This is a genomic window from Salipaludibacillus aurantiacus, from assembly GCF_900111295.1.
GTDB lineage: Bacteria > Bacillota > Bacilli > Bacillales > Salisediminibacteriaceae > Salipaludibacillus > Salipaludibacillus aurantiacus.
Map to the genome: position 1 here is coordinate 163,358 of NZ_FOGT01000003.1, position 13,653 is coordinate 177,010.

Annotated in this window: 12 protein-coding genes, 1 other RNA gene and 1 other annotated feature (1 of these 14 running past the window's edge); of the genes, 2 read left to right on the forward strand and 11 right to left on the reverse strand. The window is 42.3% G+C overall.

Annotated features, from left to right (window positions below; all coding sequences use genetic code 11):
* Nucleotides 1–93: 93 nt before the first annotated feature.
* The 8 genes from BMW59_RS04680 to BMW59_RS04715 all read right to left on the reverse strand — a co-directional run bounded on the left by BMW59_RS04680 (nucleotide 94) and on the right by BMW59_RS04715 (nucleotide 7,217).
* Nucleotides 94–282: a hypothetical protein gene (locus tag BMW59_RS04680; protein WP_093048006.1), complete on the reverse strand. Its 189-nt coding sequence runs from the start codon at nucleotides 280–282 to the stop codon at nucleotides 94–96.
* Nucleotides 283–302: 20 nt separating this feature from the next.
* Nucleotides 303–773, reverse strand: coding sequence for a PRC-barrel domain-containing protein (locus tag BMW59_RS04685; RefSeq protein WP_093048007.1), 471 nt, complete (start codon nucleotides 771–773; stop codon nucleotides 303–305).
* Between the two features lie 24 nt (nucleotides 774–797).
* Nucleotides 798–3,110 carry an SF1B family DNA helicase RecD2 gene (gene recD2 / locus BMW59_RS04690; RefSeq protein ID WP_093048008.1) on the reverse strand — a complete coding sequence of 771 codons (2,313 nt, stop codon included), beginning with the start codon at nucleotides 3,108–3,110 and terminating at the stop codon, nucleotides 798–800.
* A gap of 15 nt (nucleotides 3,111–3,125) precedes the next feature.
* Nucleotides 3,126–3,791 (reverse strand): tetratricopeptide repeat protein, encoded by a 666-nt coding sequence (locus BMW59_RS04695; protein WP_093048009.1) that lies wholly within the window; start codon nucleotides 3,789–3,791, stop codon nucleotides 3,126–3,128.
* A 72-nt stretch (nucleotides 3,792–3,863) separates the two neighbouring features.
* Nucleotides 3,864–4,970, reverse strand: coding sequence for a tRNA 2-thiouridine(34) synthase MnmA (mnmA, locus tag BMW59_RS04700; RefSeq protein WP_245732947.1), 1,107 nt, complete (start codon nucleotides 4,968–4,970; stop codon nucleotides 3,864–3,866).
* 23 nt (nucleotides 4,971–4,993) lie between these two features.
* Nucleotides 4,994–6,136 carry a cysteine desulfurase family protein gene (locus tag BMW59_RS04705; RefSeq protein WP_093048010.1) on the reverse strand — a complete coding sequence of 381 codons (1,143 nt, stop codon included), beginning with the start codon at nucleotides 6,134–6,136 and terminating at the stop codon, nucleotides 4,994–4,996.
* Nucleotides 6,137–6,160: 24 nt separating this feature from the next.
* Nucleotides 6,161–6,580: a cysteine metabolism transcriptional regulator CymR gene (cymR, locus tag BMW59_RS04710; protein WP_093048011.1), complete on the reverse strand. Its 420-nt coding sequence runs from the start codon at nucleotides 6,578–6,580 to the stop codon at nucleotides 6,161–6,163.
* The gene (locus BMW59_RS04715) at nucleotides 6,564–7,217 is read right to left on the reverse strand and encodes a YczE/YyaS/YitT family protein (RefSeq protein WP_093048018.1); all 654 of its coding nucleotides are present in this window, start codon (nucleotides 7,215–7,217) and stop codon (nucleotides 6,564–6,566) included. The genes cymR and BMW59_RS04715 overlap by 17 nt, the downstream gene beginning before the upstream one ends.
* Nucleotides 7,218–7,420: 203 nt before the next feature.
* Between BMW59_RS04715 and BMW59_RS04720 the strand changes: the two genes are divergently transcribed.
* A complete protein-coding gene (locus tag BMW59_RS04720) occupies nucleotides 7,421–8,749 on the forward strand; it encodes an AAA family ATPase (RefSeq protein ID WP_177174183.1) in 1,329 nt (442 codons plus the stop codon).
* Nucleotides 8,750–9,114: 365 nt separating this feature from the next.
* Nucleotides 9,115–9,768: an RsfA family transcriptional regulator gene (locus BMW59_RS04725; protein ID WP_093048022.1), complete on the forward strand. Its 654-nt coding sequence runs from the start codon at nucleotides 9,115–9,117 to the stop codon at nucleotides 9,766–9,768.
* Nucleotides 9,769–9,988: 220 nt separating this feature from the next.
* On the opposite strand, the gene ssrS is transcribed toward BMW59_RS04725, so the two are convergent.
* From ssrS to hisS, 3 genes are all read right to left on the reverse strand, one after another.
* Nucleotides 9,989–10,167, reverse strand: a non-coding RNA gene (gene ssrS, locus BMW59_RS04730) — 6S RNA.
* Between the two features lie 261 nt (nucleotides 10,168–10,428).
* Entirely contained in the window at nucleotides 10,429–12,216 is a 1,788-nt protein-coding gene (gene aspS / locus BMW59_RS04735) for an aspartate--tRNA ligase (protein ID WP_093048024.1), read from the reverse strand.
* 20 nt (nucleotides 12,217–12,236) lie between these two features.
* On the reverse strand, nucleotides 12,237–13,505 hold the full coding sequence (gene hisS, locus BMW59_RS04740) for a histidine--tRNA ligase (RefSeq protein ID WP_093048026.1): 1,269 nt from the start codon (nucleotides 13,503–13,505) through the stop codon (nucleotides 12,237–12,239).
* 135 nt (nucleotides 13,506–13,640) lie between these two features.
* Nucleotides 13,641–13,653: a binding site (T-box leader), on the reverse strand (it continues 219 nt past the right edge of the window).

Here is a 13,653-nt window from a genome sequence, read left to right on the forward strand (position 1 = left end):
TGTCCATGGAAGCAGAATAGGCATAAGCACCTGCTCCAAGCATAACAATTGAGGCCAGGGTTCTCACAATGATCACCCCCCGTCTTTCACAATTTACAGATCGATCTGCCGTTCATTTTCTGTGAAAAGATCGTCAAGGGAGCTTAACGACCCGTCTGCTTCCACCTGGTGGAGGTGTAATTGGCCATTGGATATCGTCAGCTCGATAAAACAGTTCCAGCAATAATATTGATTTGATCCTATCTTTCCAATATCTTTGCTTCTGCAATTAGGGCACTTCATCGGAACCCCTCCTAAGGTAATTAATGAATCAGGAGAGACGTACCTTTAAAGGAAATGCCGCTATCTCCTGTTTTTTTGACCATAATGCCCCGCGTAAAATCCTCAAACAGGCCTTCGGTCAATTCGTACCCTAAAATTCTTCCCGAGTTTGGCAGAAAATATACATCTTCGACAATTCCTACCATGTCCCCATCCTGTTTAACGACCGGTTTTCCTATCATCCGGTCCTTTCCATGGAAGAAACGCCTCTCATTATTATCCACAGGAGTAAGGAATTGGTTATGGTGAACAAAAAACCCTTTTTTTGTCCTTTGATATTTACCCTTAATTGGAAGAACATGTTTTCTCGACCACCATTGGTGGTTTTGAATCCAATAGCCGGTTATCCTTCCCTCCTTACTGCAGTAAGTCAAGTCAGAAATAACGCCGAGCAGACAGTTTGTTTTCCCGCAAAAAACGGGTGCTCCTTTGACTTTATCGAAAGTTCTCAAGGGCTTCACTCCCTCCGAACATTCTTAGTCTTTCGCAGCACCCGCTGATTCATTCGTATTTTCCTTTTCCAGTCCATTAATTAATTTCTCCTTCAGAGTCGTTTGACGGATCTCTTCACGATTGGATTCGACCGCTATCTCCAACGCTTTCCAGTCACCGCAAAGAAGCAGAAAGTTTTTAGCACGGGTCACACCCGTGTAAATCAGTTTTTTTCTTAACATCCGGTAGTAGCTTTTAACGACCGGCATAATGACAATCGGAAATTCACTTCCCTGTGACTTATGAATGGAACAGCAATAAGCATGGGTAATTTGCGTGAGATCAGGCTTCGTATAGGTGACTTCCAGCCCGTCAAAGGAAATGATAATTTCCAGCTGTTTTTCAGATGTTTCTCTTTCTGTTTTTATTGAGACAATTTCCCCTCTGTCGCCGTTAAACACATTATCTTCCGGATTATTTACGAGTTGAAGCACCATATCGCCGGTTCTGTAAACGACGTTTCCAAACGGAACTTCTCTTCTTTGGTCTGATTTAGGATTAAACAATGTCTGGAGTATGTCATTCAGGTTCTCTACACCCGCCACTCCCCGGTACATAGGCGCCAGAACTTGAATATCTCTCGCTGTAAACCCTTTAGTCATTGCACGCTCACAAATTTGTTTTACTGCTTCAGGCACTTTGTCAGGCCCGCACGGAAAAAAGCGTAAGTCTCTGCTTTGCTGGTCGACTGATGCCGGAAGCTCCCCATCCTTAATCTGGTGCGAGAATTCAATGATTTTAGATCCTTCAGACTGACGGTAAATATCTGTAAGACGAACAGCAGGAACTGCACCCGATTCAAGCAAATCAGAGAAAACTTGACCTGGACCAACAGACGGAAGCTGATCTTCATCCCCTACAAAGATGACCTGCATATTATCCGGGACCGCTTTAAATAATTGGTTGGCCAGCCATGTATCGACCATAGACATTTCATCAATAATAAGCACATCCCCGTCTATCTGTTCATCTTCATCTTTTTCAAAATAACCGTTTCCTTCACCTTTATAACCCAGCATTCTGTGAATAGTGGAAGAAGGGAGGCCAGTAGATTCGCTCATTCGTTTAGCCGCTCTCCCAGTTGGAGCAGCCATCACGATAGGAAAGGGCTTTTTCTTGTTTTTATAATCATCTGGACTGACGGAAACGCCTTTAAGTATGGCGAATACTTCAATAAGACCTTTAATAACAGTCGTCTTACCAGTTCCCGGACCTCCTGTTAAAATCATTAAAGGAGAATGGAGAGCCTCCTGAATTCCTTCTTTCTGGGATGGCGCATAACTGATTCCCAGTTCTTCTTCCACTTCGCCCAGCGCTTTTAGGAATTCCGATTCAGGGTATTCATCTAACTCATTTTTAGAGGCCATCAGCCTGTTTAAATTAGTGGCAATCCCTTGTTCAGCAAAATACAAGGAAGGTAAATACATTTTCTCTTTTTCTACAATTATCTTACCTTCTTCGCCGAGTGCAATGACCTGGTCTGCAATGTCTAACGGGGAAATCTCATCTCCTGAATCTTTCTCAAGTAACATTTTTGCCTCTGATACAACAGTTTCATTAAGAGCAAAGACATGGCCTTCACTAAGCGATTGTTCCTGAAGAACGAACAGGACCGCCGCTTTCAAACGGTCAGGATGATTACCTGTCAGACCTTGTTTTTTTCCTATTAAGTCGGCTTTAGCAAATCCTATCCCCTCTATATCTTCGACCATTTTGTACGGGTTGGAACTGATAATCTCCAAGGCTTCGACCTGATAAGCTTTATACACTTTCATGGCGAGCTGAATCCCGAATCCGTATTTATACAGCTTTAACAGAACTTGTTCAATTCCCTGGTCTTCCAAAAGGGTTTTATAAACATGTGAAGCTTTTTCCTGTTTAAGCTTAGGCACACTTTCCAGTACTGACGGATTTTCTAATATGACAGAAATACAGTTGATCCCAAGTTCATTAACAATCATTTCTGCAGTTTTTTTTCCAATCCCCGGAAACCGGTCGCTGGACAAATAAAGTATAATCCCCTGCTCTGTTTCTGGAATTACTTTCTGAAACTGGTCGAATTTATATTGCCTGCCGAACCTGGGATGATCTGAAAACTGCCCGGTAAACATATAAGTAACGTCCTTTTCAGGTTCCGTCATCATCCCTACGACGGTCACTTCTTTATCCTCAAGTTTCTCAGAAGACTGGTTAACCCGTATTTTCGCTACGGTGTACAGAGACTCCTCGTTATGAAAAATCAAATGAAGAAGTTCTCCCTTGATATAATCTTTACTTTCTTCATTTGGCTGAGTCATATCGTCACCTTCTTTTTAATCTTCCTGCCCAAGAATCTCTTCCATTTGTTTTTTTCCATTTGCAGCGAGTGCATGTTCAGGCTGGATCTTTAATGCTTTGTTAAACATGCTTAAAGCTTTATGGGCATCATCTTTAAATGCGTAAGCGACCCCAAGGTTAAAATAACTGTCAGCATGATTCTCATCCTGCTCAAGGACTTTTTCAAACTGCTCTACCGCTTCATCTATTTGTTCCGTTTGAGCCAGGCACATACCATAATGGAAGCGGGCATCTTTATCGTCCGGATTCAGCTCAATTGCACGGCTTAAACTCGGCAGCGAGCGCAGGAAATCACCGAGCTGGTAATAGCTCATACCGGTCATATAATACACATCACCTTCGTGCAGCCCTCGGACAATAGCTTCCTGATAAAGGTCAACTGCTTCTTTAAAGCTATCCTTATTAAAGAACACATTCCCTTTTCCATAATAGGCTGTTGCAAGGCTTTCATCTAATTCTATAGCTTTATCATAAAAGACGATCGCTCTGTCTTCCTCGCCGACAGCAGACAGCAGATTGCCGAAATTTGTAAAAGCCACGGCATCTTTAGGATTTTCTTCGATTGCTTCATTTAGTAATTTCGCTGCTTCTTCAATATTTCCTTCCTGCATTTCTTTTACTGCTTTTTGATTACGGTCCATATTCCCTCTCTCCTTATTAAAATTTTTATCGTTGTGTTTTGCTAAAAAAAGAAAAGGACTGACTTTACTGCCTCAGTCCTTAATTACTTCCTCAATTGTCGCACCGCCCAGACAGACTTCACCATCATAAAAGACGACAGATTGTCCTGGTGTGACCGCTCGTTCCGGTTCATCGAAGCGGACTTTCACTTTTCCATTTTCTAACGGCTCAACTTCTACCCCGTGGTCTTCCTGACGGTAACGGAACTTAGCTGTACATTTAAACGGCCTTTCAGGCTGATCTCCTGAAATCCAGTTCACGCCTTCAGCTATCAGCCCATCAGAATATAACTCCGGATGATGAAACCCTTGTCCTACGAGCAGCACATTTTTCTCAAGGTTCTTCCCAACAACAAACCAAGGTTCACCTGCTCCGCCAATTCCAAGGCCCTGTCGTTGTCCGAGAGTGTAATACATTAACCCGTCGTGCGTTCCCTTAACCTCTCCGTCAAGTGTCTGCATTTCCCCAGGTTGAGCAGGCAAATATTCACTTAAAAATTCTTTAAAGTTTCTTTCCCCTATAAAACAGATGCCTGTACTGTCTTTTTTAGAGGCTGTAGCCAAGCCTGCTTCCCGGGCAATTTCTCTGACACGCGGTTTTTCAATTTCACCGAGAGGGAACATAACGTTTTGAAGCTGCTCCTGGCTCAACGCATTCAGGAAATAAGTCTGATCTTTATTTTTGTCAATTCCTCTCAGCAGCTCCACTTTACCGTTAACATTCCTGACTCGGGCATAATGCCCGGTGGCCACGTAATCGGCTCCGAGCGACATGGCATGATCAAGAAACGCTTTAAATTTAATCTCTTTGTTGCACATCACATCCGGGTTAGGTGTTCTTCCTGCTTTATATTCCTCTAAAAAGTATGTGAAGACTTTATCCCAGTACTGTTTTTCAAAATTAACCGCGAAATACGGAATATCCAACTGGTTGCAGACACGTATCACATCGTTATAATCTTCGGTGGCAGTACACATTCCGCTTTCATCCGTATCATCCCAGTTTTTCATAAAGATCCCTATTACCTGATAGCCTTCTTCTTTTAAGAGATGAGCTGTGACAGAGGAGTCTACGCCTCCTGACATACCGACAACTACCCGGATATCTTCTTTTCGTTTATCGCTCATGTGAGTATTCATCCCACTCACCTCCTTTATTTTTCTTATCTGCCAGACAGCCTTCTGACAATTTTAACAGCGATTTCAGCAGCCTTTTCGACCTGGCTGGCTGTATTGCCGTATCCAAAGCTGAACCTGATTGCAGAGTGGCTGCGGCGTTCATCCTCAAACATAGCAGTAAGGACATGGGAAGGGTCAATGGAACCTGCTGTACAGGCGGAACCGCTTGAAGCAGCAACCCCTTCCAAATCTAAATTCATTAACATAGCTTCCACATTTACATCAGGAAAGCTCACATTTAATATATGGGCAAGTCCGCCGCTCTCAGGCCCGTTCACTTGATAATCAATGCCTGCTTTATTAAAAACTCCAAGCATCAGCTCCCGAAATTTTCTGTATTCCTCATTTCGGGAGGCCCGTTCACTAATGATTAATTCTAATGCTTTTTTCATTCCTGCAATAGCAGGTACATTTTCTGTCCCTGCCCGTCGTTTTCTTTCCTGTTCTCCTCCATAAAGCATCGGAGAAAACGTCAGGCCTTTCCGGGCATATAAAAAACCGGTTCCGTTCGGGCCATTGATTTTGTGGCCGGAAGCTGCCAAAAAGTCCACTCCCAGTTCATTTACATCAAGCGCTTCCATGCCAAGAGCCTGTACAGCATCAGTATGGAAAACTGCCTTGTGATCTTTTAAAACATTGCCTATATCTTTGACAGGCTGGATGGCACCAGTCTCATTATTACCGAACATTACTGACACAAGAATGGTATTATCTGTTAACGATCTTGCTACATCTTCCGATGATATCAGGCCTGTCTCATCAGCCTCTAAATACGTCACCTTAAAACCTTGTTTTTCAAGGTACTCGAAAGCATGCAGCACACCATGGTGTTCGATTTTTGTAGTGACAAGGTGATTTCCTTCATCCTTATGGGCTGTCGCATAACCTATAATGGCCAGATTATCAGCCTCAGTCCCCCCACTCGTAAAAATAATCTCTTCAAAGGAGGCGCCGATCGTCCCTGCAATATAATCTCTTGCTTCATCCAGCCCTCTCCGTGCTTCTCTTCCAAACTGATGGATGCTGGAAGGATTGCCGAAAAAAGCTTCATAATAAGGTTTCATCTCCTCAAAAACATCAGGATGAACAGGAGAGGTAGCAGCATGATCCAAATATATTCTTTCCATTATTAGTTCACACCTTTATAGTCCTTAGATATAAAACATATAGTATTCCTGGTCGCCTTTGTCTTTATAGTTAGCTAAATATTCCAATGTGGTGGAATCAAGGACGTCTTTTACGGCATCGCGGATTTTAATCCATAAATCCCGTTTAGCCGGTTCTTCATCATCGATAATCTCTACAGGCGTAATAGGCCCCTCAAGGACACGAATAATATCACCAGCTGTAATTTCTTCCGGATCTTTTCCAAGCATATAGCCGCCGTATGCCCCGCGTACACTTTTTACAAGTTGGGCATTTCTAAGAGGCGCGATCAGCTGCTCTAAATAATGCTCGGATAAATTATGGTCCTTTGCAATAGATTTAAGGGAAGTTGGACCCTCCCCATGTTTTTTAGCTAAAGCTATCATAATTGTTAATCCATATCGGCCTTTAGTTGATATTTTCAACGTTCATCCCTCTTTCCATTCTTCTATCTATCCATTGCTGACACACTGTTAATGAAAAACCTGTCACATGGCCTATCAACAGACTGAAAAGTATTGTCCCTACGAATATCGGACCTCCCAGCAGCCAGCCCGCAACTAATACAAGTATTTCCATATATACTCTTACTCTAGCCACTGAGGCGCCTGTTTTTTGAGAAAGAGCCAGCATTACACTGTCTCTCGGACCTGCTCCGCAACGAGGGGATATATATACACCGATACCAAATCCCATAATCAGTATGCCTGTAAACAGCATGATGCTCTTTGCTGCTAATGAAGGGGGTGTCTGCATTATAAATAAGAACAGATCAACAAAGATCCCTACGAAAACCATATTTAAATAGGCGCCGAGTTTAGGCCATTCTTTTGTCAGCAGCACAGATAAGGCTAAAAGCAAAAAACCCATAATGATTGTCCAGCTGCCCACTGTCAAACCAAAGTGGTTAACCAGCCCGATATGCAGCACATCCCAGGGAGCGCTCCCTAAATCTGCAGTTATCATTAAAGAAATCCCAAAGCTCATAATCATTAGTCCAATGAGAAAAACGCCCCACCGAAACCAAGGCGTTTCTGTTCCAATCCCCTTTATCAGATCCATCCCCTTCTCAGTCCTTCCGCCGCTGTCTTACATCCTGTCTTGTAGTTATCACAGATACATTATAGCATAGAAAATGGTCATCTGTTCCATATCTATCAAGGATTAAGCACAAATCAATTTAAACCATTAGCATTTTATCGAGCTTTGTTGTAAATTGCAAATATATTAACTAAATTGAAACAGCGTGTAAAGGTGGTATGTATGTGGATTTATTTAATTACTCTAATAAAGATCAGCCAAAAGGACCTCTTGCTGCAAGGATGCGGCCGAGGACAATAGACGAGGTAATCGGCCAGGAAGAGATTATTGGAAAAGGCACTTTACTGAGAAGAGCAATAGAAGCAGACAGACTGACACCGATGATCTTCCATGGTCCTCCCGGCACAGGCAAAACGACGTTAGCAAAAGTGATCGCCAATTCCACTTCAGCAAGGTTCGAACAGCTCAACGCCGTAACAGCTGGCATAAAAGATGTGAGAGAAATAGTGAGCAAGGCAAAAGACCGTTTAAAATTCGAGCAGGAAAAAACCGTATTATTTATTGACGAAATTCACCGGTTTAATAAAGGCCAGCAGGATGCCCTGCTTCCTTATGTAGAAGACGGAACAGTGATACTGATTGGGGCCACAACGGAGAACCCGATGTTTGAAGTTAACCCCGCCCTTATTTCACGGTCAAGGCTATTCAGACTCCAGCCGCTAACAGATAATGAGGTAAAACGTGTCATTCAACAGGCAATAGAAGACGAGGAACGCGGATTCGGAAAATACAAGATAGAGGTAGCTGATGAGGCGTTTAACCATATGGTGGATATATCAAATGGGGATGCGCGTACAGCATTAAATGCCGTTGAGCTTGCTATCTTAACAACGGATCCTGATGAGAATGACACCATTTTTATAGACCTTGAAACGGCGGAAGCATCTATTCAAAAACGAATGATTAGATATGATAAAGCTGGAGATAATCATTATGATACGATCTCTGCCTTTATTAAAAGTATCCGGGGGTCGGACCCTGATGCGACTCTTTACTGGCTTGCGAAAATGATTTACGCAGGTGAAGACCCCAGATTTATTGCCAGGCGTCTTTATGTTCATGCAGCTGAAGATGTAGGGCTCGCTGATCCTAATGCTCTTCTTATAGCCCAGGCAGCCTTTCAGGCTGTAGAGTTCATCGGTATGCCTGAAGCAAGAATTCCTTTGGCCGAAGCTGCACTCTACCTGGCGACAGCCCCTAAAAGCAACGCAGTAATTAAAGGGATTGACGAGGCTTTAAACACGGTAGAAAAAGAGAAAGCAGGTGAAGTGCCAGTCCATTTACGTGATGCTCATTATAAAGGTGCATCAAAATTAGGCCATGGCCAAGGATATTTATATCCCCACAGTTATGAGCATCATTACGTTGTCCAGCAGTACATGCCTGACCACCTCATTAACCGGAATTTTTATTCTCCTTCCTCTAACGGTTATGAGAAAACGGTACAGAAGAGGCTTGATTACTTTTTACAGAGAAAAGAAAAAGATAAATAAAATACCTTTTCAATGCTTAAATGTAAGCCTTTGAAATTGAGCCCAACTAAATATTTACTATTACCGGATCTTTCCAGGGATAAGCAATACAAGGCTTAATAGTGGAAAGAGCTTTATCCAGGAAGCCCGGCAATTACCGATGCTTCGTTTAGAGAATGGAAGATAAGCCAGGAATATCACCGGTACCGTCCCGCCGCTGAATACTATGAGAATAAGCTCTTATAAATTCATGAAATAAACCGGCGTATCTATTTATAAAATCTCTTTTATTTGAAGTTACGTTAATAAATAGTATACTTTCAGCGTTAATTGTCCATCTTAATAGATAAAGAAATTAGTTTAGTAAAGAAAGGATTGGACAAATAATGAAAGTTAGACAAGATGCCTGGTCTCATGAAGATGACCTTTTATTAGCTGAAACAGTACTGAGACATATTCGAGAAGGAGGAACCCAACTGAATGCCTTTGACGAAGTGGGCGACGCCTTAAACCGGACATCAGCAGCATGCGGGTTCCGATGGAATGCGGTGGTACGTGATAAATATGAGGATGCAATTAAACTAGCAAAGAAACACAGAAAGCAGCGCAAACGTCAATTGGCCCAGCAGGCAAAGCCTCAATATAAGAGTTTTGAGCCTAAACAAGAGCCGGTAAAAGCCCCTTCGTTTATGGAGGAGTTCTCTAAAAGCTTTGAAGCTGTTGACAGAGCAATGAACAAACCAAGAGAGCTTAGCTTGGATGACGTGATCTCGTTTTTGCAGACGTTTAGAGAAAACGGTACAAAATCTTTTATTTTAGAAGAGGAAAATGAACAGCTCAAGAACAAAGTAGTTGAGCTGGAAGAAGCATATGCCCAATTACAAAAAGAATACCGTTCAGTAGAAGAAGATTACCAGTCAATTATACAGATCATGGACAGAGCAAGAAAAATGGCTGTCCTTGAGGATGAAGGAGTCGACAGAACTGCTGCTTCTTTCAGGATGGATAAAAACGGAAATTTAGAAAAAGTCGCTAAATAATAAAATGGGGCGGACCAAGTGGTCCAGCCCCATTTTCTATATCAAAATCGTTTCCCCAAGACCTTTATTTGCTTATGAGACAAGCTGTAATAAACTCACCACCGGAGAAAACTAATAAAATATCTGCCAAACGATAAAAGTAATGAAAAACTCCTTTGAAAAACAAATCATAAAAAATAAAAAACACCTTACTCAGGTGTTTTTTTAATATAATAATATTAAGAGTCCCGTGTTTGCCGTTCCTTGTTTTGAACCTGCTTTGGCAGGTGGGTGCTCTGCTCATTTCTTCTAACTTCCCCGCCTCTTTCAGCAGGGCGTGTTATAGAAAACGAGACGTTGAACTCCCGTTGTATAAGTGTTGGTTCAAACGTATTGTATAGACGTACAACATAGGACTCTTAAAAGTGATAACCTTTCGGTAACTATATATTACAAAATTAATTAAAGAATTTCAAGTATTATTTGTCTAAATATATGACAGTGTCATGACTTTGATAACTTATTATATTATCTATTTTGTTTAGTTCCCCGTTTTTTTTCCAGTAAACCTCTTTTTTAGAATTTTAACATTTATTTCTGAAAATCACCAGAAGAAAAAATGGCCGTCACCTAAGTGAAGGCCATTTTCATAAACGAATTTATTTCAAAAACTTTTTTAATTTATTCACCGGTTTCCTGTTTTTTAGGTATGACAGAGAGATTCAACTCATCAAGCTGTGCATCACTTACACTGCTCGGAGCATTTGTTAACAGGCAGCTGGCACTCGCAGTTTTCGGAAAGGCAATCGTTTCACGCAGGTTCGTTCTTCCAGCCAGAATCATAACCAGCCGGTCAAGTCCCAAAGCAATTCCTCCGTGAGGCGGTGTCCCATACTCAAAGGCATCCAGTAAAAACCCGAACTGGCTCTTAGCTTCCTCATCAGAGAAGCCGAGAGCTGAAAACATTTTTTCCTGAAGCTCCCTTTCGAAAATACGCTGAGAGCCCCCTCCCAGTTCATATCCATTCAACACAAGGTCATAGGCATCTGCTTTTACTTTTTCAGGAGAGGTTTCGAGAAGTTCCTGGTCTTCTTTTAACGGCCGGGTGAACGGGTGGTGTTCTGCCACATACCTTCCTGCATCTTCATCATAAGAGAGTAATGGGAATTCTGTGACCCACAGGAAGTTAAATTCATCATAGTTAATAAGGTTAAGTTCCTTGGCAAATTTAATCCGCAGTGCTCCTAACGCGTCCCAGGCGACCTGTTTCTTATCTGCTACGAAGAAAAGGATATCTCCTGCTTCTGCCTCAAAACTGTCAATTAGCCCTGAAGCTTTATCTTCGTCAAAGAATTTGGCTATCGGCCCTTTCAACGTGTGATTCTCTTCCACTTTTAACCACGCGAGTCCTTTTGCTCCATAGATTTCTACAAAGGACCCCAAACTGTCCAGGTCTTTTCGGGAATATTGATCTGACACTCCTTTTACACAAATTCCTTTAACTACTCCGCCGTTTTTAACAGTATTGGCAAAAACTTTAAAATCACTTTCAGCCACCTGTTCAGAGACATCTTTTAATTCCATCCCGTAACGGGTGTCCGGCTTATCAGAACCAAACCGGTTCATAGCTTCTTCGTAAGTAAGTCTTGGAAAAGGTTTAGGAACGTCAATACCTTTTAATTCTTTAACAATTCTCACCATCATATCTTCCATCATCGAAAGTAAATTCTCTTTTCCCATAAAAGAAGCTTCAATATCCACTTGAGTAAATTCCGGCTGCCGGTCAGCTCTTAAATCTTCATCCCTGAAACAGCGTGCAATCTGATAATAACGCTCAAAGCCTGAAACCATCAGCAGTTGTTTAAAAAGCTGAGGAGACTGGGGCAGAGCATAAAACTCCCCGTGGTGTACTCTTGACGGCACAAGATAGTCACGCGCCCCTTCAGGAGTACTCTTAGTCAGCATAGGTGTTTCTACTTCCATGAAGTTCTGTTCATCTAAAATATCACGGATCAATTTAGTAGTGCGGTACCTTGTATACATCGTGTCATGCATTTTTGGCCGGCGTAAATCAAGATAACGGTATTTTAAGCGGACGTCCTCAGAAATCTCTTCTTCATCTTCAATCATAAACGGGAGTCCTTTAGCTGCATTCAAAATGTGAATCTCTTCAGCCATGACTTCCACTTTACCAGTGGCGATTTTATCATTAACGTTTTCTTCATCCCTTGCTACCACGCTGCCTGTTACTTCAATCACGTATTCATTTCTGACTTTCTCAGCTACTTGGTGGGCTTCTCTGTTTTCTTCACCATTAAATACCACCTGAACGTGGCCTGAACGGTCGCGTAAATCTACAAAGATGACCTGGCCTAGATCACGTCGTTTTTTGACCCACCCCTGGAGTGTGACCGTCTGGCCTATTAATTCTTCCTGAATTTTACCGCACACATGTGAGCGTTCTTTCACAATTAATCCCTTCCTTCTGCTTAGTCAGCTATGAAAATTTTATCTTTTATTTCATTAAGGGGCACCAGTTCCTGCTCCCCGGTTTTCATTGTTTTCATCATGACACTGCTTTCTGCTAATTCATCTTCACCTAAAATCAATACATAATCTGCCTGCTGGCGGTCGGCCGCTTTCATTTGGCCCTTAACTTTCTTCTTCATATAATCAGCATCCACTTTAAGTCCTTCTTTTCTTAACTGGTGAAGAAGCTTAGGCGCGGCGTTTTTGGCCGCTTCTCCCATCGTGACAATATAAGCGTCCAGACCCTGGTCGACAGGAAGCTCAATTCCCTGAGTTTCAAGAGCCATTAAAAGCCTTTCAAGACTTAAAGCAAAACCAATACCAGGAGTGGCAGGGCCGCCGATTTCTTCTACCAGCCCGTTATACCGTCCTCCGCCTGTAAGGGTAGTAATGGCTCCAAAGCCTTCTCCGTCAATCATAATCTCAAAGGCAGTATTATTATAATAATCAAGGCCTCGAACAAGCCGTGAATCCACTTCATAAGCAATATTCATATCTGTGAGATACTTTTTAACCTGGTTAAAATACTCTTTTGACTCATTGTTTAGATAATCAAGTATTGATGGAGCTGTCTTCATTAGCTCGTGATCCTTGTCTACTTTGCAATCTAAAATTCTGAGAGGGTTTTTCTCCAGCCTCGTTTGGCAGTCGCCACAGAACTCAGAAATACGCGGCTTAAAGTGATCGATAAGCGCATTGCGGTGATTGTTACGGCTTTCAACATCTCCAAGGCTGTTAATCACAAGCTTTAAATTATTTAAACCAAGTTCCTGATAAAAATCCATCGCCAGCCCGATAACTTCTGCATCCACCGCCGGGTCATCACTGCCCATTGCTTCTACTCCGAGCTGGACAAACTGCCGCATTCTTCCTGATTGAGGACGTTCATATCTGAACATCGGCCCTATGTAGTAAAGTTTGACAGGCTGGTCAGCCCACCCGTGCATTTTATTTTCTACAAATGCCCTCACCGTAGAAGCCGTCCCTTCCGGCCGCAGGGTTAAGCTGCGCCCTCCCCGGTCTTCAAACGTATACATTTCCTTTTGGACAATATCAGTTGTATCGCCCACTCCCCGTGCGAACAATTCCGTCTGTTCAAAAACAGGTGTACGTATTTCTTTATAATTGTACCTTCTGCAAAGGTCATGTGCCTTCTGCTCAATATACTGCCATTTCTTTGACTCGGAAGGCAGAATATCCTGAGTACCTCGCGGGATTTTATACTTCATAGTGTTTCCTCCTGACATCTATACTTTTTAATAAAGGCTCTGTTAAACTTTGTGGTTAATTATTAATCGCATTTCCCTTTAACAGCGCTTATATAATTAAATTTGACAATATAAAAAACCCCCACCCCTGAACTTGTCAGGGACGAGA